Raw genomic sequence first — 25,466 nt, forward strand, 5'->3', positions numbered from 1 at the left:
AGCTCGCGGCTGAAGCCGCTCCTACAGGGACTACTCGAGCCATACCGCGCCCCAGAACGGGTAGTTGCCGGGCTTGGACACCAGGCCCGCGCGAACCGGATTCATGACGAGATAACGGGCTACGGGAAGCAGGTCCTCTTCCTTGCGGAGCGCATGGTCGTGGTATCCCGGCGCCCAAATGCCGCCGAGCGCCGGATGTCGCTGTCGTAGATGACGCGCGCTCGCGCCCTTGAGTCGGCCGGCACAATCGGCCAGCGCCATGTCGTCCCCGAGCTCGACCAATCCATGCCAATGGTCCGGCATCAACACCCATGCGAGCAGCCTGTTCTTTCGCCAAAGCTGTGATCCTGCCATCAGCCTGGCGGCGTCGGACGCGACCGACCAAACGAAGAAATGCGGTTGCCTGCGGGCCGTCGTGAACGTCAACAGATAGATCCGACCCGGTTCGGACCATCTTCCCCGACGCAGCGCTTCGTGTCCTGACCTCATGCAACCAGCCTGTGGGAGAGGCTTGCGCGCTTGAATCGGCCGAAACCACGATGTGGCGTAGGGGAATACCGCTGTCTCGCATGTAGGAGCGGCTTCAGCCGCGAGCCTTTCGACCTGGGGCATCGGGTCAAGAGCTCGCGGCTGAAGCCGCTCCTACAGGGCATACGCGACGCGGTCAGGTATTGGCTTCCCTCTGCAGCTTCCGGATCTGCGCTTCCACCGCCACGATCGCGGTCATGTTGACGATGCGGCGCGGGGTGCTGGCGGGGGTGAGGACGTGGGCGGGCTGGTCGATGCCCATCAGGATCGGGCCGATGGCGACGCCGTCGGTCATCACCCGCAGCATGTTGTAGGTGATGTTGGCCGCGTCCAGGTTGGGCATCACGAACAGGTTGGCGCGTCCCTTGAGGGTGGTATCGGGGAACATCCGCGTGCGCATGTCCTCGTGCCATGCGGTGTCGCCCTGCATCTCGCCGTCCATGTTCAGGCGCGGGGCGCGGCGGGCGAGGATCTCGCGCACCCTGCGCATCTTCGCCGCCGAGGCGTTGTCGTGGCTGCCGAAATTGGAGTGCGACAGCAGCGCCACGCGCGGTTCGACGCCGAACAGCTTCAGCCGGTAGGTCGCTTGCAGGGTGCTCTCGGCGATCTGCTCGGCGGTGGGATCGAGCTGGACATGGGTGTCGAGGAAGAACCACAGCCCCTGGTCGTTGATCACGCCGGTCATCGCCGAGGTGCTGGTGACGCCCGGGTCGAGGTCGAACACGCTGCGCAGGTAACCGAGCTTCTTGTGGAAGCGGCCGACCAGGCCGCAGATCAGGCCATCGGCTTCGCCGCGCTCGACCATCAGCGCGGCGATCAGCGATGGCCGCGAGCGCAGCAGGTTCTTGGCCGCGTCGGGGGTCACCCCGCGACGGGCGGTAAGCGCGTGGTACTGGCTCCAGTATTCGTGGAAGCGCGGGTCGTCGTTGATGTTGGTGAGGTCGAAATCCTCGCCTACGCGCAGGCGCAGGCCCAAGCGCTCGATGCGGGTTTCGATGACATCCGGGCGGCCGATCAGGATCGGTCGCGCCAGCTGCTCGTCGACCACCGTCTGCACCGCGCGCAGCACCGCCTCTTCCTCGCCCTCGGCGTAGACCACGCGCTGCGGATCGGCGCGCGCGCGCTCGTACACCGGCTTCATCATCAGGCCGGTGCGGTGGATGAACTGGCCGAGTTTCTCGCGATAGGCGCCGATGTCGAGGATCGGCCGCGTCGCCACACCCGAGGCCATCGCCGCCTCGGCCACGCACGGCGCGAGCACCGTCAGCAGGCGCGGGTCGAACGGGCGCGGGATGATGTAGTCGGCGCCGAAGGAGGTCACGTCGCCGCCATAGGCGCTGCCCAGGTCGGACGACTCCATCTGCGCCAGCCGCGCGATCGCGCGCACGCAGGCAAGCTTCATCGCCTCGTTGATCTCGGTGGCGCCCACGTCCAGCGCGCCGCGGAAGATGTACGGGAAGCACAGCGCGTTGTTGACCTGGTTCGGGTAGTCCGAACGGCCGGTGGCGATGATGCAGTCCGGACGCACGGCCTTGGCCGCTTCGGGCAGGATCTCCGGATACGGGTTGGCCAGGGCGAGGATGATCGGACGCGGCGCCATCGTGGCGACCATTTCGGGCTTGAGGATGCCGCCGGCCGACAGGCCGAGGAACACGTCGGCACCGACGACGATCTCGGCCAGCGTGCGCAGCGGCGTGTCGACCGCGTAGCGCGCCTTGTCGGGGTCGAGCCCCGGGCGCCCGGCGTGGATCACGCCGTCGCGGTCGAAGGCAATGATGTTGTCCTGCTTCACCCCCAGCGCCACCAGCATGTCCAGGCAGGCGATGCCCGCCGCGCCGGCGCCGGTGGTGGCCACCTTGACGTTACCGATGTCCTTGTCCGCGACCTGCAGCGCGTTGAGCACCGCGGCGCCGACGATGATCGCGGTGCCGTGCTGGTCGTCGTGGAACACCGGGATGTTCATCCGCGCGCGCAGCTTGCGCTCGACGATGAAGCATTCCGGGGCCTTGATGTCCTCGAGGTTGATGCCGCCGAAGGTGGGCTCGAGGCTGGCGATGATCTCGACCAGCTTGTCGGGGTCCTTCTCGTCGACCTCGATGTCGAACACGTCGATGCCGGCGAACTTCTGGAACAGCACGCCCTTGCCTTCCATCACCGGCTTGCCGGCCAGCGGACCGATGTCGCCCAAGCCCAGCACCGCGGTGCCGTTGGAGATCACCGCCACCAGGTTGCCGCGCGCGGTGTAGTCGTAGGCGGCGGCGGGGTTGGCGGCGATCTCCTCGCAGGCATAGGCCACGCCCGGCGAGTAGGCCAGCGCCAGTTCGCGCTGGGTCACCATCGGCTTGGTCGCGGCGACCTTGATCTTCCCGGCCGGGGCGAGGCTGTGGTAGTCCAGCGCCGCCTGCCTGAAGTCGTCGGGCAGGTTGCCCGGCTGGTCGGGATCGGGCGTTTCTGGGGATTGTCCGGACATGTCTGGCGATTCTGCGAAGGCTGCTTCGATTCTACCTTGCCGCATCCGACGGGGTCCCTGGACCGACGCACGCCCTGCTTTTCCTTGCCCACTTCGAACGCAACGCAGGCCGCCGGCGTTCCGGCGTCGCCGCCTGCCGGCCGACACGCATAACCCGCGGTTATGCACGGCCTGCGTCTTTTCAATGGTCGGCCGGCAGGCCAGTGGCTAAGGTTGTGGCATCCCGTGCGGAACGCCGGCGACGCGCCATCCCTGCAGCCCGACGGTGCTGCAAGAACGGTCACGCCGGGCATGTCGCACGCCGCCAATCCCCGTCGTCCGCGCCGGGACCTGCTCCGATCAACGCCCGTGTCGTTGCACGACGGCCGCGACCCCCTCCGCCCGCGCCATGCCAGGACTGCCCAGACCCATGCCTTCGATTGCCTCGCCTGCCCAGGCCGCGCCCGCTTCCCGCTGGGCGCCGCCGTACCTGCTGTACCTGGGCAATGCGCCGGACCACCTGGCGGCAAAGACCGCGCGCGGCCTGGCCCATTGGCGGCCGCAGTGGTGCGTCGGCCAGTTCCGGGGCAGCGACTGCAGGACCACGCTCGACCTGCCGGACCTGGACTTCGGCCAGGCCGTGGAGGCCGGCGCGAACACCATGATCGTCGGCGTCGCCAACGCCGGCGGCGTCATGGATGCCGAAGCCGTGGAGCACGTGGTGCAAGCGCTCGATGCCGGCATGAACATCGCCTCCGGCCTGCACGAGCGGCTGGCCTCGCATCCGCGGATCGTGGCCGCGGCCGAGCGAAACGGGCGCTTCCTGTTCGATGCGCGGCAGCCGCCGCCGCTGGCCGTGGGCAATGGCCGTCGCCGTGCCGGCCGGCGCCTGCTGGCGGTGGGCACCGACTGCTCGGTGGGCAAGATGTACACCACGCTGGCGATCGAACGCGAACTGCGCGCGCGCGGCGTGCGGGCCGATTTCCGCGCCACCGGCCAGACCGGCATCTTCATCGCCGGCGCCGGCGTGCCGATCGATGCGGTGGTGGCGGATTTCATCTCCGGCGCCGCCGAATGGATCTCGCCCGCGCGGGAGGATGGCGGCTGGGACCTGGTCGAAGGCCAGGGCTCGCTGTTCCATCCGTCCTATGCCGGCGTCTCGCTGGGCCTGCTGCACGGCGCCCAAGCCGATGCGCTGGTGCTGTGCCATGAACCCGGCCGCGCGCACATGCGCGGACTGCCGCATTACCCGGTGCCCGACCTGGTGACCTGCCTGGAGGCCAACCTGCAGGCCGCGCGCCTGACCAGTCCCGAGGTCATCGCCGTGGGCGTGGCCGCGAACACCTCGCGCGCGGAAAGCGCCGACGCCGCGGCGCGGATCTGCGCCGAGATCGAGGACGCGCTGGGATTGCCCTGCCAGGACCCGGTCCGCATGGGCGTGGCACGCATTGCGGACCGGCTGCAGTCATGCTTCGCGAACTGAGCGCCCGCCACCGCGGCTGGGCGCTGGCCGCGCCGTTCCGCATCTCGCGCGGGGTCAAGTATTCGGCCGAGGTGGTGGAGATCGAGATCGGCGAGGGCGATTGCCGCGGACGCGCGGAGTCGGTGCCCTACGCGCGCTACGGCGAAACCATCGAGTCGGTGCTCGATCAGATCGAAAGCGCCAGGCAGGCGATCGCCGACGGCGCGTCGCGCGCGCAGCTGGCGGAACTGCTGCCGGCCGGCGCCGCGCGCAACGCCCTGGATTGCGCGCTGTGGGACCTCGAAGCGCAGCGCGCCGGTACGTCGGTCTGGTCGACGCTGCGCCTGGCGCCGCCGCAGGTGCTGACGACCGCGCTGACCGTGAGCCTGGACACGCCCGAACGCATGGGCGAGGCGGCCGCGCGGATCGCCTCGGCGCGGCTGGTCAAGGTCAAGGTCGACGCCAGCGCGCCGGCCGCGCAGATCGAGGCGGTGCGCCGGGCCGCCCCGGACGCGCGCCTGATCGTCGACCCCAACGAGAGCTGGAACATCGCCCTGCTGCGCGACATGCAGCCCTCGCTGGCAGCGCTGCGCGTGGCCCTTGTGGAGCAGCCGCTGCCGGCGGCGGACGACGACGCGCTGGAAGGCTTTGCATCGGCGGTGCCGATCTGCGCCGACGAGTCCTGCCATGTCGCCGCCGACCTGCCGCGCCTGCAGGGGCGCTACCAGGCCGTCAACATCAAGCTCGACAAGACCGGCGGCCTGACCGAGGCATTGGCGCTGCGAACGGCAGCGCGCGCCGGCGGATTCCGGATCATGGTCGGCTGCATGATCTGCTCGTCGCTGGGCATCGCGCCGGCATTCCTGGTGGCGCGCGGCGCCGAGTTCGTCGACCTCGATGGCCCGCTGTGGCTGCAGGCCGACCACGCCGACGGCGTGCGCTCGCGCAACGGCGCGCTGCACCCGCCCGCGCCCGGCTTCTGGGGCGAGGGCCGCGACGCGAATACCGGGAACGCCGTGGCCAGCGCGCGGTGACGTCCGCCATGCTTCCATGGCCGGCACCGGCCCGCGCTGCTGCGCCGTCGGGCGGGATCTTCTTCCTGGCGGGCATTGCACATGATTGAATTGAACGCGGTGCAGACCGTGGCCTTCGGCGGCCTCGCCCTTTTCCTCGGCTACGCGCTGTGCCGCGTCGTTCCGGTGCTGGGCCGCTACAACCTGCCCGCGCCGGTCATCGGCGGGCTGGTGGTCGCGCTGGTGGTGCTGTGGGCGCATGGCCGCGACACGGTGCTGTTCCAGTTCGACACCGCGCTGCAGGCGCCGCTGATGATCGCCTTCTTCACCTCCATGGGGGTCAACGCCAGCGTCGCGCTGCTCAAGGTCAGCGGGCGCCAGGTGATGGTGTTCCTGGCGCTGGCGAGCGGGTTCGCGATCGTCCAGAACCTGGTGGGGATCGGGGTGGCGACATCGTTCGGGCTCGATCCGATGTTCGGCGTGCTGGCCGGATCGGCGACGCTCACCGGCGGGCCCGCGACCGGCCTGGCCTTCGCGCCCTTGTTCGAGAAGGCCGGGCTGGTCGGCGCCGAATCGATCGCGATCACCTCGGCCATGGCCGGCATCGTCTGCGGCGGCATCGTCGGCGGCCCTGCGATCACCGTGCTGATCCGCCGACTGCGCCTGCAACCCGGCGATGCGCAAGCGGACGTGCCTGCGGCCGCGGCGGCGGAACTCGACCTGGTCGTCGGCGACGGCGTCATCACCGACACCGAGTCGGCGCGCGAATACAAGGCGCTCAAGAGCATCGTGGTGATCCTGATCGCGATGTGGGCCGGCGCCTGGGTGGGCAAGGGCTTCGACGCGCTCGGCATCACCCTGCCCGTGTACATCGGCGCGATGCTGGTGGGCGCGGTGATCCGCAACTTCGACGACCGCACCGGCTGGGTCGGCCTGTCCGTGCAGACCACCGACCTGATCGGCAATGTGTGTCTCGCTCTGTTCCTGGCCGTGGCGCTGATGAACCTGAAACTGTGGGAACTGTCCGGGCTGGCGCTGCCGCTGGTGGTGAACCTGGGGTTGCAGGTCGCGCTGGTGGTGGCGTTCTGCATCCCGGTGTTCCGGATCATGGGCCGCGACTACGACGCCGCGGTGATGGGCGGCGGCTTCATCGGCTTCATGCTCGGCACCACGGCCAATGCGATGGCGGTGATGCGCACGCTGGTGCTGCGCTATGGCATGGCGCCGCGCGCGTTCCTGGTCGCGCCGCTGGTGGGGGCGTTCTTCATCGACTTCACCAATGCGCTGATCATTACGGGGTTCCTGAACTTCTGGCCGTAGGGGCGGTTCGGGGAAGCTCGATGGTTTCGCCTTGAGCGTCATTCCTCGAAGGCGGGGCTTTCAACAGACGACTCCTGGTCACCCAGCGACCTTGGGCCAACGAAGCTCAAAGTCACTGGATCCCCGCCTTCGCGGGGATGACGATCAAAAGCGGCTGGATTTCCGCGTGCCACCGGACATGCGTTGGTTGAAAACCGTGGGCATGACGATCAAAAGATGATTTTCCGACTGCGTGGGAATGACGATCACAAGATGGGCTCCCGCCCCGGCATAACCGGAGGCTATCCAACGGCCATGGAAAGTGAGGGCACGGCTGCGAACGGGGTTGCTAGGCTCGGCACATGCCCATCGTTTCCGCTTGCACTGTCTTGATCCGCTTCCGATCCGTCGCCCGCGTGGTCGACGATCTTTCCTGTCGCGCCCGCACGTGTGGCGCCGCAGGACTGCTGCTGGTGCTGGGCGCCTGCGCGACCGGCGAGCGCGCCGCCATGCCCGCGCCGGCTCCGGTCGTTGCGACGCCCGTATCCGAAGCGGTCGTGGTCGCCGCGCATCCCCTGGCCGTCGATGCCGGCACCGCGGTGCTGCGACGCGGCGGCAGCGCGATCGATGCCGCGGTCGCGGTGCAAGCGATGCTGGGGCTGGTCGAACCGCAGAGTTCGGGCCTTGGCGGCGGCGCGATCATCATGGTCTACGACGCCGCCACGGGTTCGGTGACGAGCTACGTGGGGCGCGAGTCGGCGCCGGCCCTGGCCACGCCCGGGCTGCTGGACGATGCCGACGGGCAGCCGATCCCGCATCGCGAGGCGATGCTGACCGGGCGCGCGACCGGCGTTCCCGCCGCGGTCGCGGTGTTCGCCGCCGCGCAGCGGGACCACGGCAGGCTGCGCTGGGACCAGCTGTTCGACGAGACCATCGCGCGCGCCGAACAGGGCTTCCGCATCAGCCCGCGTCTGGCCAGACACATCCATGGGAAGTTTCCGCAGGCATCGGCGCCCGATGTGGTCGCGTATTTTTCCGATGCCGCGGGCGATCCGCTGCAGGTCGGCGACGTGCTGCGCAATCCCGACTACGCCGCCACCCTGCGCACGCTCGCCCAGGGCGGTGCGCAGGCGTTCTACCGCGGCGACATCGCGCACGCGATCGTGGCGCGAACGCACCAGCCGCCGCTCGGCGGCGCGATGAACGCGCGCGACCTGGCCGGCTACAGGCCCGAGGTCGGCGAACCGGTCTGCCGGCCGCTGCGGCAGTACGTGCTGTGCGTGGCGCCGCCGCCGACCAGCGGCGTCGGCCTGCTGCAGCTCATGGCATTGCTCGACGGCACCGACATCGACCAGCGCGGCCCGGACGACCCGCAATCGTGGTTCCTGTTCGCCGAGGCCAGCCGCGTCATGTACGCGGATCGCGACCGGTACGTGGGCGACCCGCGCTTCGTGCCGGTTCCGGTCGACGGCCTGCTCGACCCCGCCTACGTGGCGGCGCGCCGGCAGCTGATCGGCCCCCGCGCCGCGCCCGCTGCACCGGCGGCGGGAACGCCCGCCGGTGCGCCCCCCACGGCGGACGACCGCACCGACGAGCCGGGTGGCACCAGCCACATGGTGGTCGTCGACGCGCGCGGCAATGCGGTCTCGATCACCACCACGATCGAGTCGTACTTCGGTTCCGGGCGGATGGTGGGCGGCTTCTTCCTCAACAACCAGCTGACCGATTTTTCCTGGGATTCCGCGGCCGGCCCGGTGCCCGCCGCCAACGCCATCGCCGGCGGCAAGCGCCCGCGTTCGTCGATGACGCCGGCGATCCTGCTGGACCGCAATGGGAATTTCGTCGGCGCGATCGGTTCCCCCGGCGGCTCCGCGATCCCGGCCTACATCGGCAAGACGCTGGTCGGCCTGGTGTATTGGCAGATGCCGCTGCAGCAGGCGGTGGAGCTGCCCAACCTGGTTGCGCGCGGTACGCGCTTCGACGGTGAGGCCGCGCGCTTTTCGCCGCGCATCCGCTCGGAGCTCGCGCAGCGCGGAATCGAGGTGCGCGCAGGCTCGGGCGAGGATTCCGGCCTGCACGGGGTGTTCTACCGCGACGGCGTACTCGAGTGGGCGGCCGATCCGCGACGCGAGGGCACCGGCCGCCAACCCGAATAGCGCATCGCGATCATTCCGCGTCGGTCGCCGGCACGGCAGGACGCGGTCGTCCTGCCACCGCGGACCCCGCCATGCAACCGGCGGATAGCCGCGCGACTCCGACGCGTCCGCGCGATGCGTCGAATGACAGCCCTGCGCGCCTCGCCTAAGATCGAAGCATGCGATTCCGCCAGATAGAAGTCTTCCACGCGGTTTACACGACGGGTTCGATCAGCGCTGCCGCACGTGCACTGCACGTCTCGCAGCCTTCGGTCAGCAAGGTCCTGCACCATACCCAGTACCAGCTCGGCCTGACGCTGTTCACCCTGGTGCGCGGGCGCCTGGTCGCCACCGACGAGGCCCATGCGCTGTTCGTGGAAGTCAGCGAGATCTTCGAACGCCTCACCTCGCTGCAGAAGACCGTCGGCAACATCCGCAACGTCGGCGGTGGCCACATCCGCCTGGGCGTCGTGCCGTCGCTGGGCCTGCACGTCGCGCCGCTGGCGATCGCACGCTTTCGCAAGCTGCATCCCGAAATCACCTTCGACGTGCAGACCCTGCACCACGACGCGCTGTTCCAGTCGCTGTACGAGCGCACCTGCGACATCGCCATCGCCTACGATCCGCCGCTGCATCCGCGCATGAAGCGGCGCGTGCTGGACACCGGCCAGCTGATGCTGCTGTTCCGGGAGGACGAGCTGGCGGATGTCGTCGACGCGGTGCCGATCACGCTGCTGGACGGCCGCGACATGGTCGGACTGACCGCCAGCGGGCCGGTCGGCGACGCGTTCACGGCCGAGCTCAAGCGCCACGGCGTGGTGATCCATGAAGTGGTCTCGAACCAGACGTTCTACATCGCCGCGGCGCTGACCCGCTGCGGCGCGGGGATGACGGTGGTCGACGAATTCACCGCGCGCGCGGGCGCCGACGCATCGGTGCGCTTCCGTCCGCTCGACCCGCCGATCCGGTTCCAGATCGAATGCGTGTTCCTGGAGGATCGTCCGCCATCGAAGGCGGCCGAGGAATTCATCGGCCTGCTCTCCGCGATCATTCAGGAGATCCGCACGCCCGCCGCCTAGACGCGCAGGCCTGCGCAGCCCGGACGCGCTGCCGCGGCTTCACGGTCCTCGCGGTCGGATATCGAACACATTTCGGTTCGCACGGCGGACGGGGAATGATTCCACCGGTATCGGCGAAAGCCAGCGCCCGGTACGAGGTTCAGTCCCCGGCACTAGGGCCCGCCCCATGTGTTTCGCAGCAACGGCGGGCTCTATCGTGTGAATTCCCCCTTGTTGCCGCGAGCGCCCGCCAATGCCCCCTCCCATCGGCCCGATTCCGCTGCCACCCCCATTGCCGCCTCGGCCAATCCCGCTGCCGCCTGGCGCCGATTCGCGGCCGCCGGGCGTTCCATACGGCACCGGCACGGATGGGCAGCCGAAGCCGGAGCAGCAGCTCCAAGCCGAATTCGAAGCCACGCTCGCCTCGGTGAACGCCAGCGGCGACCTGTCCACGCTCGATGCGGTCGACAACTTCCGCCAGACCCTGACCCCTGAGCTGCAGCGGCAGTACGACGCCCAACTGGAGACGCTGCGCAACGATCCGCGCATCGAGTTCCAGTACGAGCCGGGGGTGGAGCCCAGCCCCAATGCGGCGCTCGAGGACATGACACTGCGTGGCATGGTGGCCGCGACGTTTGGCAATCCGGACATCATGGAAAGCACCATCACCGAGGCCGTCAGCAACAACGACCAGTACAACGGCGGGCCGGATGGCGACGGCTACCTGGTGCTGCGCTTCTACGACGGCCCGGCCAGGACCGACGACGGCAGCGAGGCCGCCGGCTGGGCGATGTACGGCGCCGGCCATATCCGCATGGACGCCAACTACACGATGTCTGCCCTGAGCAAGGGCGACAGCGTCCCGCAACACGAGTTCTCGCACCTGATGCAGGGTTACAACCAGCGCGAGGGCCAGGACAGCCTGTTCCCGGGCGACTTCCCCTACGAGGACGAAATGCTCTCGGCGCTCGCGTCCACCGATTTCGTGGAGCGCGGCGGCGAAACCTGGCCCGACCTGCAGAACCGCTTCCGCCAGTACCCCGAGACCCTGGCCCGCGAGCATCCCGAGATCTATCGGATGATGGCCGAGTATGCCGGCTACGATCCCTTGACGCGGCAGAGCAGCCCACCGGTGCGGCTGGATGGTACCGGCGACATCCAGTCGGCGTCCGCGACGCTGCGCCAGTACTTCGAACAGGTCGGCGGTGGCGACGACTTCATCACCGTCGACGAGCTGCAGGGAATGCTCGACAACCCCAACTTCGACCTGCCCGTGGAAGTGCGCGCGGCGGCAGCCTTCCTGCTCAGCAGCCCGGCGGCACGCTATGTCGTGGACACGGCGGCCAGCGGCAAGGACAGCGTGGACGGACGAATCGGCCTCGGCGACCTGCAGGCGGTGGACGGACTCGTCGATTCCGGTGAGTACGCGTACGTCCTGCTCGACACCGCCGCGGGCAAGGGGAGCCGCGACGGCTACATCAGCCGCAACGATTTCATGGCCGCGCTGTCCGACCCGGGCATCCCGCCGGAAATCCGCGAACAGATCGTCGAGATCCTCGGCGACAACCCGCAAGTGCACCTGCCGCCGGTTTTCGGCGGCGGCATCCGTTATTGACGCGCCGATACGCGAATCCTGAAGGTCGCCTGCAGCCGGCCTTCAGAGTTCGAAGTCGGGCGCGGCGTCGGACACGCTGTCCAGCCGGATGCGGTTGGCGAACAGCGAGAACGCCAGCATGCCCGCCAGTCCGTTCGCACGCGACACCCAGTGCGGCAGCCAGCGCGGCGGCTGCAGCACGCCGGCCTCGAACAGCGGCGCGAAGCGCTGCACGTCGCCGAGCGTCATCTTGCCGGCGAACAGCTGCCTGCACAGGCGAAGCTGCCCCTGGCGCAGCGCCCAGCGGAAGAACGTGTGCACGCCGATCAGGCCGCGCAGGTACACCGCGTCCTTGGTGAAGGCATGGCCGCCGGTCAGCGGTACGCCGCGGAACACGCGCTGCGCCGAGGCGAAGCTTTCCTCGGCCGATTGCCCGGCGCCGAGGAAGTAGCGGAACACCTCGACGAAGTCGGCGCCGCCGAGCGCCATCGCGATCGCCTCGATCCGCAGGCTCACCCGCTTCATGCGCTCGATGTCGATGTTGCCGGTGATCTGTTCGGCGAATACCGCCAGCCCTTCCTGGGTCGCGGTGGTGCGCGGCGACGACAGCGCCAGGCTGCCGAGCACCGTCTGCTCGCGGCCGTTGAGCGCGGTGAGCGAATGCACGAAGGCTTCGTGCTGGAGCAGCTGGTGGTGGTCGTAGTCGGTGTACGCGGCGCCGCTGCGCAGGCGGATCCGGCGCGCGCCGGCCGCGGCCTTGGCGATCATGCCGGGATCGAGTTCGACGCTGATCACGCGGCTGCCGAAGTAGCGGTCCAGGTCGGCCTGCAGCTGCAGCTGCAGCGCGGTGGCGGAGATGGTGACCTGCTCGGCCGGCGACAAGAGTTCGCGGTCGAGTTCGTTGGCGATGTCGATGAAGTGCCGGGCGGCTTCGCGCGCGGTCGGGCCATGGCCGGGCAGCGGCTCGTCGGGGCGGCCATAGAGCGCCACCGAATGCGCGCCGACCGCCGGCGTGCCCAGCGATTCCAGCAGCTGCGCGGCGATCGACCAGCTGCGGGTGGATTCGACGAGGTAGGCGCCGAGCGGATGCGCGGGATCCGCGGCCGCTGCGACGGCGTCGAATTCGCGCCGCGCATCGGTGAAGTCGAGCTTCGGATAGGCCACCTGCGGGGGGACATCATGTCCGCGCGCGTGGCCTTCGAGGAAGCGCGCCTGGAGTTCCACCGGCCAGCTCACCAGGGCCAGCAAGCGGATCCCGCGCGCCGCCTCGACCATGCGCGCATCGAGCGCGGCGTGGTGGACGATGTCGGCGCCGCCGCCGGTCATGCCACCAGCCGCGTTTGTGGGAGCGGCTTCAGCCGCGAGCCTTTGCTTCTGCCCCTCCCCCTGCGACGGCAGGGGGAGGTTGGGAGGGGGTGCCCACGGTTCGCGGTGCTGCTGAAGACACCCCTCCCCAGCCCTCCCCTGCCTTCGCAGGGGCGGGAGCAAGAACAACAGCGCGCGGCCGAAGCCGCTCCCACAAGGGACTCAGTGGCGGCCACGTCTGTCGTCCGTACGCTTGCCTGGCGCCTTGCCCTGCACCTTCGCGTCGCCCTTCTGCGCCAGCCGCGTGGCCAGCCGGTCGGCGGCACCGGCAACCTCGTCGCGCAGCTTGAGGTAGTTGGCGAAGCGCTGCGAATCGAGCGTCTCGCCCTGGATCGCGGCGCGCACCGCGCAGCCCGGTTCGCGCTCGTGCCTGCAGTCGCGGAACCTGCACTGCTCGGCCAGCGCCTCGATGTCGGCGAAACCGCCTTCGGCCAGGTCCTCCTCGCCGGTGGGTTTGAGCTCGCGCATGCCCGGGGTGTCGATCAGGCAGGCGCCCGACGGCAGCGGGATCAGCGCGCGGTGGGTGGTGGTGTGGCGGCCGCGGGCGTCGCTCTCGCGCACGTCGGCGGTCTTCATCTTCTCGGCGCCGAGCAGGGTGTTGGTCAGGGTCGACTTGCCGGCGCCGGAACTGCCGACCAGCACCGCGGTCATGCCCGCCTGCAGCCAGGGCTGGAGGGCGGCGACGCTGTCGCGGTCCTTGGCGTTGACCGCGAACACCGGCACGGCCTGCCCGGCCACGCCGACGAGTGCGGCGACCGCCGCCTGGACGTCGCTGTCGTCCTTGTCGGCCTTGGTCAGCACCACCACGGGCTGCGCGCCGCCGCCGTGGACCAGCAGCAGGTAGCGCTCGATCCGGCGCGGATTGAAGTCGCCGTCCAGTCCGCACACCACCAGCACGGTGTCGATGTTGGCGGCGATCACCTGCTGTTTGTAGTGCTCGCCGGCCGCGCCGCGCTTGATCGCGCTGCGCCGCGGCAGCAGGGCGACGATGCGCTCGCCTTCGAGCAGCACCCAGTCGCCCACCGCGGCGCGCTGCTCGGCCGAGCTGCTGCCCTTGCGATAGCCGGCCGGCCGCTGCCATTCGGGCAGCGATTCGACGGTGAAGCCTTCGCCCGGCCCTTCGGCCACCATGTAGCCGGAGCGATGCTGTTCGACCACCCGCGCCGGCCGCGCCTGCGGATGGGCGCCCATCGCGTCGCGCCATGCCGGATCCTCGGGTTCGCCGGCCCAGGGCCAGCCGATGATGCGCAGGGCGGCGAAGTCGGAAATCAAGCGTGTCGGCAGGTGGTGTGCATGGCCTGATTCTAAGCGCAGCCGCCACCCGTGGCCCGCGCAGGCGAAGCATGCCGGGGAAGCCGCGCGCCAGGCGCCCGCCATCGCATCCCGTGCGTGCGATGCCACGGATACGCTCCGCTTGGCCGGCAGCAGCGGAGCTCGCCGGCTCACGCCCGCGCTTGCGGAAGTGTCCGCTGCGGCGCGCAGCGCCGGGTTTTCCGCTAGGCTTTGCGGCCACTTCCGCCGCCCTTCGCCCGATGTCGCCACCCAGCCTGAAGACCCGCGAACGCCTGTCCGAAGTCCGTTACGAGATCCGCGGCGAACTCGCCCGCCGGGCGCGCGAGCTGGAGCTCCAGGGCCGCACCCTGGTCAAGCTCAACATCGGCAACCCCGGCGCCTTCGGCTTCCGCGCCCCCGAGCACCTGCAGCACGCGATTGCCGACCGCATCGCCGACACCGATCCCTACACGCACCAGCAGGGCCTGCCGGCCGCGCGCGAGGCGATCGCCGCGTTCCACAAGGCACGCGGCACGCCCAACGCCGCGCCCGAACGCGTGTTCATCGGCAACGGCGTCAGCGAGCTGATCGACCTGTCGCTGCGCGCGCTGCTCAATCCCGGCGACGAAGTGCTGCTGCCCTCGCCCGACTATCCGCTGTGGTCGGCGGCCACCATCCTCAACGACGGCCGCCCGGTCTATTACCGCTGCAAGGTCGCCAACGACTTCCTGCCCGATCCGGACGAGATCGAGGCGCTGGTGTCGTCGTGCACCCGCGCGATCGTGCTGATCAACCCGAACAACCCGACCGGCGCGAACTACCCACGCGCGCTGCTCGAACGCATCGTCGCGATCGCCGCGAAGCACGACCTGCTGCTGATGTGCGACGAGATCTACGACGGCATCCTCTACGACGACGCGAAGTTCGTGCCGGTCGCGCCGATCGCCCAGGACGTGCCCTGCCTGTCGTTCGGCGGCTTGTCCAAGGTCCACCGCGCCTGCGGCTGGCGCGTGGGCTGGGCGGTGCTCTCGGGTGATCCGCTGCGCAGCGGCGAGTTCCACCACGCAATGGACCTGCTCGGCGCCCTGCGCCTGTGCGCCAACGTCCCGGGGCAGTTCGCCATCGAGGCGGCGCTGCACGGCGTCGACACCATCTCCGCGCTGTGCGCGCCCGGCGGGCGGCTGCATGAAGCGCGGCGCGCCGTGGTCGAGAGCTGCGCGGCCAGCGAACACCTGAAGCTGGTGGCGCCCGATGCGGCGCTGTACGCGTTCCCGGGCGTCACCGGGGACGCCGCCGAGGGCTTCGACGACCACGCCTTCGCGCTGGAGCTGCTGGAAACCGAGGACGTGCTGATCGTGCCGGGCTCGAGCTTCAACGTGCCCTACCGCAACCATTTCCGGGTCACCCTGCTGCCGCAGCCCGATGCGCTGCGCGAGGTGTTCCGCCGCATCGACCGCGTCCTGTCGCGGCGCGTCGAATCCGCCCGCCGCAACGGCGCGCCGCAAGCGGCGGTGGCATGACGGCGATCCGCATGACCGGCGGCCCGCTGCCGCCGCTGCGTGCGCTGCGCTACCTGGCGCTGGGCGACAGCTACACCATCGGCGAAGGCGTCGGACCCGCCGGTCGCTGGCCGGTGCAGCTGGCGCACGCGCTGCGCGCCGAAGGCGTGATGCTCGGCGACCCGAAGATCGTCGCCGCCACCGGCTGGACCACCGACGAGCTGGCGGCGGCGCTGGACGCGTTCGATGCATCCCACACCGCCGTACATGTGCCTGTGGGAGCGGCTTCAGCCGCGGGCTGTTCGGACAGCGCCGAAGATCAAGGGCTCGCGGCTGAAGCCGCTCCCACAACAGCGGAACCACCGCGCTGGGACTTCGTCAGCCTGCTGATCGGCGTCAACGACCAGTACCGCGGCCGCGGCCTCGACGCCTACCGCGCAGGGTTCGCCGGCCTGCTCGCGCGCGCCATCGACTACGCACGCGGCCGTGCGGACCGCGTGCTGGTGCTGTCGATCCCCGACTGGGGCGTGACGCCGTTCGCCTCGCGCGAAGGCCGCGACGGCGCACAGGTCGCGCGCGAACTCGATGCCTGCAACGCGTCGGCGCGAGAAGCGTGCGATCGGCACGGCGTCGCCTTCGTCGACGTCACGGCGGCGAGCCGCGAGCTTGGCGCCGCGCCAGGAATGCTCGCCGACGATGGCCTGCATCCTTCGGCCGCGATGTATGCGGCGTGGGTGCGCCTGGTCCTGCCCGTGGCACGCGGGCTGCTGGCATGAGCGGCGAGCCGCTGCCGCGCGAACAGGCCACCGTCATCGCGCGCGCCTTCCTGCCGCCGTACCGGGTGCTCAATCGCTGGGACTACCACTACATCCGCAGCAAGCTGTCGACCGACCCGCTCTATCCGGGTGTGTTGGGGGCCCTGCGCGGCAGCACCGCGCCGCTGCTGGACCTTGGCTGCGGCCTGGGCCTGCTGGCGCATGCGCTGCGCCACGACGGGCAGTCCATGCCCTACCACGGCGTCGACAACGACGCGGACAAGATCGCCCGCGCGACCGCGGCCGCCGATCGCACCGAGATGGCCTCCACCCGTTTCGCCTACGTCGACCTCGCGCACCATCTGCCCGAGCACGCCGGCAGCGTGGCGATCCTCGACGTGCTGCAGTATTTGCCCGCCCCTGCGCAGCGGCACCTGCTGGAGAACGTGATCGCCATGCTGACGCCGGGCGCGCGCCTGGTGATCCGCACTGGCCTGGTCGACGGCAGCCGCCGCGGGCTGGTGTCGCGGATCGGCGATCGCGCAGCGAACCTCATCGGCTGGATGCAGTCGACGCCGCGCTGCTACCCGAGCGCCGAGGACCTGCGCGCGATCCTCGAGGGTGCCGGCCTGCAGATGGCGATCGAGCCGCTGTGGGGCCGCACGCCGTTCAACAACTGGCTGGTGGTCGCGCAGCGCGACTAGGGCGGGGGCAACCCGCCATCGCGGTGCGCGGATGCAGCCGCTTCGGGCGTGCGTGCCATGAGCGCTCGCAGGCTACGCCCCGTCTTCCAGCTCCTCGGGCAGCACCGTCGCGTAGCCCAGCGCATGCAGGCGCTGCAGCAGCAGCGCGATCATCTCCACGTTGCGACCGTGGCGCGCGCCTTCGTGCAGCAGCACGATCGCGCCAGGCGACAGGTCGCGTTCCAGGCGCGCCACCACCGCGGCCGGATTCGAACGCACCGCATCGTAGGCGCGCGCATCCCAGGCCACGCGCGCCAGGCCGCACTCGCGCAGCAGCGGCGACACGAAGGGGTTGGCATGGCCGACCACCGCGCGGAACCAGCGCGGCGCGATCCCGGTGATCGCGCGCAGCGTGTCCTGGCACTGCGTGATCTCGCGGCGCATCCGCGCCGGCCCCAGCGACCAGAAGCGCGCCTGCGGATGGCCGTGGCTGTGGTTGCCGATGCCGTGGCCGCGCGCAACGATCTCGCGGACCAGGTCGGGCCGCGCGGCGGCGCGTTCGCCGACCAGGAAGAACGTCGCTTTCGCGCCATGCGCGTCCAGCAGATCGAGCAGCGCACGCGTGTCGTCGGACGGGCCGTCGTCGATGGTCAGCCACACGCGCCGGTCGTCGATCGGCAGGTGCGACAGGACCGGGCCGTACATCGCCGAACGCGGCCGCAACGCGCCCCAGAGGAACGCCAGGTGGGTCGCCACCAGCAGCGGCAGCCCGAACCGCCAGCCGAGCTGCCACCACGCCACCGCCACCGCGGCATGCGCCGCCAGCAGCGCCCACCGCCACGCCGACGACGCGCGCGGCACGCGGTGCAGGGAGGGCCGGGATTCGCGGATCGCGCTCATGCCGGCATGATGCCATGCAGCATTCCGGCGGGGCGGCGCGCGGCGCGGCCGGAAGGCATGCGATCCGGGCGCTTTTCATGGCTTGAAAGCGGGGACTGGTCCGGTGCGTTCAGTACAAAACGCGCTCCGATCCCTAGACTGTCGGCATGACGACCGCAATCCAGGATCTCTCTCCCGCCGAAGCCGCCGCCCGCGTCCGCGATGGCAGCCTCAGCATCGTCGACGTGCGCCCGCCGGAAGAACGCGAGCTGGCGGCGATTGCCCTGCCTTACGCCGTGCTCGAGGGCGGTGGCCTGGAGGAACTGCTGGCCCAGCCGCACGACCTGGCGCTGGCGTTCCTCTGCCACCACGGTGGGCGCAGCGCACAGGCCGCCGGGCATTTCCAGGCGCATGGATTCGCCAACGTGTTCAACATCGTCGGTGGCATCGATGCCTGGGCGCAGGACGTGGATCCTTCGGTGCCGCGCTACTGATCGCGCCGGACTGGCCCGCGTGCGATGCGCGCGGACAACTCAGAAGCCGCCGCCGGCGTCCAGCCAGGCCTGTTCCTCCGGCGTGTTCTCGCGGCCGAGTTCGCGATTGCGGTGCGGGAAGCGGCCAAAGCGCTCGATCACGTCGCGATGGGCGATCGCGTACTGCATGAACTCCGGCGCCACCGAGCGCATCAGCTCGATCGTGCGCAGCTGGTCGGCCATGTCCTCCGAATGCTCGAACGGCAGGTACATGAACACGCGCAGCGCCGGTTCGACCCGCGCGTCGAGGCCGGCTTGGATCGCGCGCGCGGCGTAATGCCGCGCGAGCGGATCGGTGGCATAGGCGTGGCCGCTGCGGCGGAAGCAGTTGCGCGGGAACTGATCGAGCAGCAGCACCAGCGCCAGTGCCCCGTCCGCGCTGTCGATCCAGTACTCCAGCTCGCCCCGCGACGCGGCCCAGTGCGCGTCGAGGAATGCCTGGCGGAAGCGCGCGTCGAACGCCTCGTCGCGCGCGAACCACTTGTCCGGGCCGGCCTCGCGCCAGAAGTCGATGACCTGCCGCGGTTCGACCATCCGTCCGGCCTCCGTCGCGCCGCCCGTGCCGATGTCGCTCATAGCCAGCGCTTCTCCGCGTCGGAGGGTTCGTTGCGCCAGTCGTTGTCGCGCCCGTTGCTGTAGCCCACCGACACGTCGGCAAGCGCCTGCGCGGACACGTCGTCGAGGCAGGCCAGCTGCACGGAATAGAACGCCCCGCCCACTTCGGGAATGTCGCCGTGGCCGAAAGGGCGCACGCCACAGGTGCCGCAGAAGGGCCAGTGCACGCTGCTGGTGTTGAACTGGTAGTCGACCAGGACGTCCTGCCCGGCGAGCAGGCGGAAGGCGTCGGGCTTGATGCCGGCGCTCCAGTTGCGGGTCTTGCGGCAGATCGAGCAGTTGCACTTGCCGCTGCCTGCGTCGAGATCGATGTCCGCTTCGAAGCGCACTTTGCCGCAGTGGCAGCTGCCGGCGTAGGTCTGGGTGGTCATGTGGGGACTCCACGCGATGGAGGAGCCCGGAGTCTAGCGCGGGTGCGGCGGGTGCTCTGTTGCAAAGCGGAAGCGGGGTAGCGTGCGCGACAGAGCGGTTGCCGAATGATTGCGGCGAAAAGCCGGCCGCTCACCTGCGCTGCGTGACCCCGGCATGGCGATAGAGCGGCTGGCCGGGACTCTCGCAGGCCCTGCGCACCGACCTCCCCGCAGCGGAACTGGGAGAGGGACTCCCCCGATTCCTACCTGCAGCGCGTCCCTCTCCGGCTTCGCAGGAGAGGGCCTGGCGCGGCGGGGCAACGTCCCGGCGCCGCGCCTGGTTTCGCTCGCGCTACTTCGCCAGCTCGTTCCACAGGAACGTGTAGTTCAGCGCCCACACGTGCGCAGACTGCTTGTTGGTGGCGCCGGCGCCGTGGCCGCCTTCGGTGTTCTCGTAGTAGCGCACGTCCTTGTCGGCCGCGAGCATCTTCGCCGCCATCTTGCGGGCGTGGCCGGGATGCACGCGATCGTCGCGCGTGGTAGTCCAGATGAAGGTCGCCGGGTAGTCCTTCGCCGGGTCGAACAGCTGGTATGGCGAGAAGGTCTTGATGTACTCCCAGTCGGCGGTGTCCGGGTCGCCGTATTCGGCCATCCAGGAGGCGCCCGCGAGCAGGTGGCTGTAGCGCTTCATGTCCAGCAGCGGCACCTGGATCACGATCGCCCCGAACAGTTCCGGGTACTGCGTGAGCATGTTGCCGGCGAGCAGGCCGCCGTTGCTGCCGCCCTGCGCGGCGAGGTGCCGGGCGGACGTGACCTTGCGCGCGGCCAGATCCTTGGCGACCGCGGCGAAGTCCTCGTAGGCCTTGTGGCGGTTCGCCTTCAGCGCGGCCTGGTGCCAGCGCGGACCGTATTCGCCGCCGCCGCGGATGTTGGCGACCACGTACACGCCGCCCTTCTCCAGCCAGCCCTTGCCGACCGTGCCCGAGTACGACGGGGTCAGCGCGATCTCGAATCCGCCGTAGCCGTACAGCAGCGTCGGCGCGCTGCCGTCGAACGCCAGGTCCTTCGGCCGCACCATGAAGTACGGCACCCGGGTGCCGTCCTGGCTGCTGGCGAAGTGCTGTTCGACCACGTCCTTCGAAGCGTCGAAGAACACCGGCATGGTCTTGAGCGTTTCCGGCCTGCCCTCGCCCGGATGCTCGGCCAGCATCAGCGTGGACGGGGTCAGGTAGTTGGTGGTGGTGATCCAGACCGCGTCGCTCTCGTCGGCATCGACCGCGCCGACGCTGGTGGTGCCCAGCTCGGTGGCGCCGATGTCCAGCGCCGTGGAGCTCCAGCCATCGTTGCCGTGCCTGTACAGGAACAGCTTGTTCTTGACGTCCTCGAGCACGTTGAGCACCAGCTGCGTCCTGGTCAGCGTCGCGCCGGCCAGCGAAGTGGTGTCGGTGGGCTCGAACAGCACGTCGAAATCGCGCTTGCCGGCCATGAAGTCGTCGAAGCGGGTGACGATGTAGGAGCCAGCCTTGTAGGTCTTGCCGCCGACGTCCCACGGCTCGCGCAGTTCCAGGCCAAGCCATTCGCGCTGCACCGACTTGTTGGCCGAGTTGGGCACGTCGACCTTGGTCAGCGTGCCGTCCTTGCCGCGCAGGTAGAGCTCATCGTTGTAGAACGCGATCGAGCGCTGCACGAAGTCGCGCTCGAAACCGGGCGTGTCGTCGTGGCCGGCGCCGATCGCCATGTCCTTGGCGGTGCCTTCGTAGACCAGCGTCGCCGATTCGATCGGCGTGCCGCGCTTCCATTGCTTCACCACGCGCGGATAGCCCGAATCGGTCATCGAACCGGGGCCGAAGTCGGTCGACACGTACACGGTGTCGCGATCGATCCAGCCGAGGCTGCCCTTGGCTTCGGCGCGGTAGAAGCCGTCCTCCACCCACTGCCTGGTGGACAGGTCGAACTCGCGGGTGACGTCGGCATCGGCGCCGCCGCGCGACAGCGCGACCAGGCAGCGGTTGTAGTCCGGGCGCAGGCAGTCGGCACCGTGCCAGACCCAGTTCTCGTCCTCGGCCTTGTTCAGCGCGTCGAGGTCGAGCAGGGTTTCCCACTTCGGCTCGTCCTTGCGGTATTCCTCCAGCGTGGTGCGGCGCCACAGGCCGCGCTCGTGCTGCGCGTCCTGCCAGAAGTTGTAGTAATACTCGCCGCGCTTGCTGACGTAGGGGATCTTGGCGTCGGAATCGAGCACGGCGAGGATGTCGGTCTCGAGCTGGTCGAAGCCGGGCGCGCCGGCCAGCTCGGCCTCGGTCCTGGCGTTCTGTTCGCGCACCCAGGCCAGCTGTTTGTCGCCGGTGACGTCTTCGAGCCACTGGTTGGGATCGGCGGCAGCGGCCGGCATGGCGTCCTCCTTGGGGGCGTTCTCGTCGGCTTGCGCGGCCAGGGCGGTCGGGCCGGCGAGGCCGGCGGCGGCCGCGAGTCCCGCGGCAAGGCAAACATGCGACAGCTTGGGCATTCAGATCCCCCGTGGATGGCAGCGAATGGAAGCCGGCAACGCTAGCACAGGCTCGCGCGGGGACGGCGTGCCGGAAGCTGCGACCGGATCTCAGGCCGCGTGCGGCAGCCGGGCGCGCGCAGGCACCGCGCGGCGCCGCGCCTGGGTGGTGCCCGGCCGGCGCCGCCGCATGGTCGCTGACGAGTCCGGCATGCGGCGGCGCGGCAGGCGCAGGGGAAGACGCGCGGCGGCCAGCGCCGCGAGGCTGGCCAGCGGCATGCCCAGCAGCCACAGCGGCATCCAGCCGAAGGCGGCGCTGTCGGCGCGCGCGGCCGGCAGCGACAGCACGGCGATGGCGCCCAGGAACAGCGCGCCGAGCAGCCACGCGGCAAGCGGCGGTGCGGCGGCTCGGGTGGCGGCGTTGGCGGCATTGCGGAACAGCGGGTGGCTGGCAGGCGTCATGTCGGCGTTCCTCGGATCGGGAACGCAGCGTCGCGTGCGGGCATCTCAAAGGCTGCGACCTGGGAAGACGCTGTAGAACCGGGTCCCGTGGGAGCGGCTTCAGCCGCGAGCTTCTGGCCCGCGGCGAACGGTGCCCCGGGAAAAGCTCGCGGCTGAAGTCGCTCCCACAACGGCGGGCTTTCGCGTCCGGACATTCGGCGCCCTGCCTGAGCTCGCGGCTGAAGCCGCTCCCGCAGGAAGGATCGAGCGCGCGGGATCAGTAGCCTGCCGCGTCCAGCGCCTTCTCCGCGGCGTTGCGGCCGACGTCGACCAGCTCCTTCGCGCGCCAGAATTCGTAGAACTGGCACACGTCGCGCGGGATCCCGATCACCAGCTCCGGCGGGTCGAGCGCCAGCTGCACGCGGGCGATCTGGGCCTGCATGGTGTCCAGCGCGCGCGACAGGGTGTCGACCAGGCCGACTTCCGCCGCCGGCTCGCCGGCGCGGCGTCCGAACCAGCGTCCCAGCCGCGAAACGGATGCCGGCGCGGCGGGTACGCCGTCAGCCGGATCGCCGGGCGGCTGCCGCGGACGGCTGTGCATGTCGACCGCCACCAGCCGGTGCGCATCGGACAGGCGGGTGGCGGTGATCGGCAGCGGCGCGAGCAGGCCACCGTCGACCAGTTCGCGCCCGTGCACCACCTGCGGGGTGAACAGGCCCGGGATCGCGAACGACGCGCGCAGCGCATCCCACAGCGGACCGCTGCGCAACCACACCACGCGCTGGCGTTCCATGTCGACCGCGGCCGCGGTGAACGGGACCGGCAATTCCTCGATGCGCGGATCGCCGACCACCTCGCGCATCGCGTCGACCAGCCGCTGGCCGGCGATCAGCCCGGGGCGTCCCATCACCGGATCGAGCAGGCGCAGGAAATCGCGGCGCGACAGGCGCTCGAAGCCTTCGCGGAATTCGCGCAGCCGCCCGGCCGCGTAGACCCCGCCGACCAGCCCGCCGCTGGACGAGCCGGCCACCGAGACGATGTCCAATCCGCGCGCTTCCAGCGCTTCGATCACGCCGATCTGCGCCAGTCCGCGCGCGCCGCCGGCGCCGAGCGCCAGCGCGATCGGCTCGCGGCGCGTCGGGGATCCCGGGCCATCCGGCATGGCGATGGCCATCGGCTCAGCGCTCGTAATTGCCCAGCGCCAGCGTGAGCAGCGTGCGCGCCTGCGCGCGCAGCGACTCGGGTTCGACGATCTCGGCGTCGCTGCCGTAATGCAGCACGTCCATGAGCAGCTCACGCGGCGCGCTGTACGGCACCTTCAGTTCGTAGCGGCCGTCGGCGAGGTAACGCCCCTGCTGCTGCGAATGCCAGTGCTCGTCCGCGACCCAGCGCGCGGACTTGGCGCTGAACACGATCGTCGCCACGCCCTTGGGCGGCCCGGAGAAGATGCCGTAGCTGCCGGCCAGGTGCGCGTCGAGCTTCGCTTCGTCGACATCACGGGCGACGACGTCGAGCTGGCGCGCCGCGCCGATGCGATCGACCGAAAAGCTGCGCAGCGCCTCCTTCTCCTCGTCCCATGCGTCGAGGTACCAGTTGTCGCGGTAATGGGTGATGCGCTGCGGCGACACGGTGCGCCGGGTCTTCTCGTCGGTGGAGCGGGCGCGGTATTCGAACGACAGCTGTTTGCGCGACAGCACCGCCGAGCACACGGTGCGGAATGCATGCTCGTCCATGCGCCGGGTGCGGTGCGGGATCACCCGCACGCGCTCGACCGGCCACGGCTTTCCGGCGGCATGTTCGGACAGCAGTTTCTCGATCCGCCCCTGCAGCGGCGCCAGCGCCGACGACAGCACGCCGCCGCCGCTGCGCGACAGCAGCTGCTGCGCGGCAAGCAGCGCGTGCAGTTCGTCGGAGTTGAGCCACAGGCCGGGCAGTTCGAAACGGTCGCCTTCGTCGGCGTCGTAGCGGAAGCCGGCCTCGCCGTCGCCGACCACCGGCGCCATCAGCCCGTCGCGCAGGAACGCGAGGTCGCGGTAGACGGTGGCGCGCGAGCATTCCAGCTCTTCGCGCAGCCGGGCCACCGTCACCGGATAGCGGGCGGTCCTGAGGATGCGGTGCAGCGAGAGGATGCGTTCGTATCGGTCCATGGGGCGATTATGGCGCGGCGCGGCGGGCTTCGCTGGCCGGTCGCCCTGTGTCTTGGCCCGGGCTGGCGGCGCGGCCCGACGTCCTGCCCTCGGGCGCCGGGCGGCATACCTTCGCCGTGCGGGGAGGCCCGGCACTCATGCGCCCCGGCCACCGGTCATCCTCGCCGCTTGTGTCCCGGAGGGACTCGACGATCGACATTACGTCGCGGCAATGAACGGATAACCCCGGTTTAACCGCGGCGTCGACAGACTGCGCGGCCTTCGGCACGGATCGGAAGTCGACATGGGGCGGACAGGGAAAGTCGATGGCGTCCGCGTGGTCGCATGGACGTTCGCGCTCGGTGCGCACCTCGTGCTGTTGTGGCTGGCGACGCGCAAGATCGCCCCGCCCGAGCCGGCCAGCGATGCCAGGAGCGCACTGCGCCTGGTCTGGCTCGAACCGGCAAAATCGGTTCCCAACGTGTCAGCGCCCGCAGCCGAGCCCCCGCCGAGCGAGCGGCGCCCTGCCCCGACGTCCACACCTCGCCCGCCGACACGCGCAACGCCAGCTTCCGAACCAGCCGCGGCTGCCGCACCGGGGCCCGGCAAGGCAACGAGCGCGGTGTTCATCGAACAGGCCCGACAGCTGTCCGATATCCCGGCGGGCGGCGCGCAGTTCGTCCCCGACCCGCTCGCCCATCGCGATGCGACCCTGCCGGGATCCGGTGGCGGCCGGTTTCGGATGCGCGCGCCGCCGAGCATCCGCCGCGCGCTGCTCAAGATCGGAACGATGGCGGGCGGCCCCGGCTACACCACCGATCCGTGCGCGCGCATCGCAGGCAACCTCGGCGAGCTGTCGCAGCTGGGCGACAGCGAGCTGCTGCAGGAAGAATTGCGGCGCAAGCGCGCGCTTTGTGACTGAGCCATC

General features: G+C 70.2%; 22 protein-coding genes. 11 read left to right on the plus strand and 11 right to left on the minus strand.

Features of this window, described 5'->3' with window-relative positions:
• Positions 1-30: 30 nt before the first annotated feature.
• Complete coding sequence (locus ACFOM9_RS09155) at positions 31-489, minus strand: REP-associated tyrosine transposase (protein ID WP_449284265.1); 459 nt, start codon at positions 487-489, stop codon at positions 31-33.
• A gap of 175 nt (positions 490-664) precedes the next feature.
• Positions 665-2,998: an NADP-dependent malic enzyme gene (locus tag ACFOM9_RS09160; protein WP_386709328.1), complete on the minus strand. Its 2,334-nt coding sequence runs from the start codon at positions 2,996-2,998 to the stop codon at positions 665-667.
• Positions 2,999-3,407: 409 nt separating this feature from the next.
• On the opposite strand from ACFOM9_RS09160, the gene dgcN reads away from it, so the two are divergent.
• From dgcN to ACFOM9_RS09190, 6 genes are all read left to right on the plus strand, one after another.
• A complete protein-coding gene (gene dgcN, locus ACFOM9_RS09165) occupies positions 3,408-4,460 on the plus strand; it encodes an N-acetyltransferase DgcN (RefSeq protein ID WP_386709331.1) in 1,053 nt (350 codons plus the stop codon).
• Positions 4,445-5,473 (plus strand): N-acetyl-D-Glu racemase DgcA, encoded by a 1,029-nt coding sequence (gene dgcA, locus ACFOM9_RS09170; protein WP_386709334.1) that lies wholly within the window; start codon positions 4,445-4,447, stop codon positions 5,471-5,473. The genes dgcN and dgcA overlap by 16 nt, the downstream gene beginning before the upstream one ends.
• Before the next feature lie 81 nt (positions 5,474-5,554).
• On the plus strand, positions 5,555-6,772 hold the full coding sequence (gene gltS, locus ACFOM9_RS09175; protein ID WP_386709337.1) for a sodium/glutamate symporter: 1,218 nt from the start codon (positions 5,555-5,557) through the stop codon (positions 6,770-6,772).
• 368 nt (positions 6,773-7,140) lie between these two features.
• Positions 7,141-8,907, plus strand: a complete 1,767-nt coding sequence (locus ACFOM9_RS09180; protein WP_386709340.1) for a gamma-glutamyltransferase family protein — start codon at positions 7,141-7,143, stop codon at positions 8,905-8,907.
• A 158-nt stretch (positions 8,908-9,065) separates the two neighbouring features.
• The gene (locus ACFOM9_RS09185; RefSeq protein ID WP_386709343.1) at positions 9,066-9,965 is read left to right on the plus strand and encodes a LysR family transcriptional regulator; all 900 of its coding nucleotides are present in this window, start codon (positions 9,066-9,068) and stop codon (positions 9,963-9,965) included.
• A gap of 232 nt (positions 9,966-10,197) precedes the next feature.
• Entirely contained in the window at positions 10,198-11,559 is a 1,362-nt protein-coding gene (locus ACFOM9_RS09190) for a hypothetical protein (protein ID WP_386709346.1), read from the plus strand.
• A gap of 42 nt (positions 11,560-11,601) precedes the next feature.
• Here ACFOM9_RS09190 and ACFOM9_RS09195 read toward each other — a convergent pair whose 3' ends face one another.
• On the minus strand, positions 11,602-12,864 hold the full coding sequence (locus ACFOM9_RS09195) for a flavohemoglobin expression-modulating QEGLA motif protein (protein WP_386709349.1): 1,263 nt from the start codon (positions 12,862-12,864) through the stop codon (positions 11,602-11,604).
• A gap of 201 nt (positions 12,865-13,065) precedes the next feature.
• On the minus strand, positions 13,066-14,175 hold the full coding sequence (gene rsgA / locus ACFOM9_RS09200) for a ribosome small subunit-dependent GTPase A (RefSeq protein ID WP_386709352.1): 1,110 nt from the start codon (positions 14,173-14,175) through the stop codon (positions 13,066-13,068).
• A gap of 260 nt (positions 14,176-14,435) precedes the next feature.
• On the opposite strand from rsgA, the gene ACFOM9_RS09205 reads away from it, so the two are divergent.
• The 3 genes from ACFOM9_RS09205 to ACFOM9_RS09215 are packed head-to-tail and all read left to right on the plus strand — an operon-like array spanning position 14,436 to position 17,133.
• Positions 14,436-15,695, plus strand: coding sequence for an aminotransferase class I/II-fold pyridoxal phosphate-dependent enzyme (locus ACFOM9_RS09205; protein ID WP_386709355.1), 1,260 nt, complete (start codon positions 14,436-14,438; stop codon positions 15,693-15,695).
• Positions 15,696-15,706: 11 nt separating this feature from the next.
• Positions 15,707-16,450 carry an SGNH/GDSL hydrolase family protein gene (locus ACFOM9_RS09210; protein WP_449284268.1) on the plus strand — a complete coding sequence of 248 codons (744 nt, stop codon included), beginning with the start codon at positions 15,707-15,709 and terminating at the stop codon, positions 16,448-16,450.
• A gap of 11 nt (positions 16,451-16,461) precedes the next feature.
• Complete coding sequence (locus tag ACFOM9_RS09215) at positions 16,462-17,133, plus strand: methyltransferase domain-containing protein (RefSeq protein WP_386710963.1); 672 nt, start codon at positions 16,462-16,464, stop codon at positions 17,131-17,133.
• Positions 17,134-17,205: 72 nt separating this feature from the next.
• Here the strand turns inward: ACFOM9_RS09215 and ACFOM9_RS09220 are convergent, their stop codons facing one another.
• Complete coding sequence (locus ACFOM9_RS09220; RefSeq protein ID WP_386709361.1) at positions 17,206-18,012, minus strand: polysaccharide deacetylase family protein; 807 nt, start codon at positions 18,010-18,012, stop codon at positions 17,206-17,208.
• Positions 18,013-18,158: 146 nt separating this feature from the next.
• Here ACFOM9_RS09220 and ACFOM9_RS09225 point away from each other — a divergent pair, with 146 nt between their 5' ends.
• A complete protein-coding gene (locus ACFOM9_RS09225; protein ID WP_386709364.1) occupies positions 18,159-18,485 on the plus strand; it encodes a rhodanese-like domain-containing protein in 327 nt (108 codons plus the stop codon).
• A gap of 39 nt (positions 18,486-18,524) precedes the next feature.
• Here ACFOM9_RS09225 and ACFOM9_RS09230 read toward each other — a convergent pair whose 3' ends face one another.
• From ACFOM9_RS09230 to ACFOM9_RS09255, 6 genes are all read right to left on the minus strand, one after another.
• Positions 18,525-19,058: a DUF924 family protein gene (locus tag ACFOM9_RS09230; protein WP_386710966.1), complete on the minus strand. Its 534-nt coding sequence runs from the start codon at positions 19,056-19,058 to the stop codon at positions 18,525-18,527.
• A 38-nt stretch (positions 19,059-19,096) separates the two neighbouring features.
• A complete protein-coding gene (locus ACFOM9_RS09235; protein WP_386709367.1) occupies positions 19,097-19,510 on the minus strand; it encodes a GFA family protein in 414 nt (137 codons plus the stop codon).
• 331 nt (positions 19,511-19,841) lie between these two features.
• The gene (locus tag ACFOM9_RS09240; RefSeq protein ID WP_386709370.1) at positions 19,842-21,992 is read right to left on the minus strand and encodes a prolyl oligopeptidase family serine peptidase; all 2,151 of its coding nucleotides are present in this window, start codon (positions 21,990-21,992) and stop codon (positions 19,842-19,844) included.
• 90 nt (positions 21,993-22,082) lie between these two features.
• Positions 22,083-22,433, minus strand: coding sequence for a hypothetical protein (locus ACFOM9_RS09245; protein ID WP_386709373.1), 351 nt, complete (start codon positions 22,431-22,433; stop codon positions 22,083-22,085).
• A 256-nt stretch (positions 22,434-22,689) separates the two neighbouring features.
• Positions 22,690-23,586, minus strand: a complete 897-nt coding sequence (locus ACFOM9_RS09250; RefSeq protein WP_386709376.1) for a patatin-like phospholipase family protein — start codon at positions 23,584-23,586, stop codon at positions 22,690-22,692.
• A 4-nt stretch (positions 23,587-23,590) separates the two neighbouring features.
• A complete protein-coding gene (locus ACFOM9_RS09255) occupies positions 23,591-24,559 on the minus strand; it encodes a helix-turn-helix transcriptional regulator (protein ID WP_386709379.1) in 969 nt (322 codons plus the stop codon).
• A 283-nt stretch (positions 24,560-24,842) separates the two neighbouring features.
• On the opposite strand from ACFOM9_RS09255, the gene ACFOM9_RS09260 reads away from it, so the two are divergent.
• Entirely contained in the window at positions 24,843-25,460 is a 618-nt protein-coding gene (locus ACFOM9_RS09260; RefSeq protein WP_386709381.1) for a hypothetical protein, read from the plus strand.
• The last annotated feature ends 6 nt before the right edge of the window (positions 25,461-25,466 follow it).

The sequence above is a fragment of the Luteimonas notoginsengisoli genome (genome assembly GCF_042648885.1).
Classification (GTDB): domain Bacteria; phylum Pseudomonadota; class Gammaproteobacteria; order Xanthomonadales; family Xanthomonadaceae; genus Luteimonas; species Luteimonas notoginsengisoli.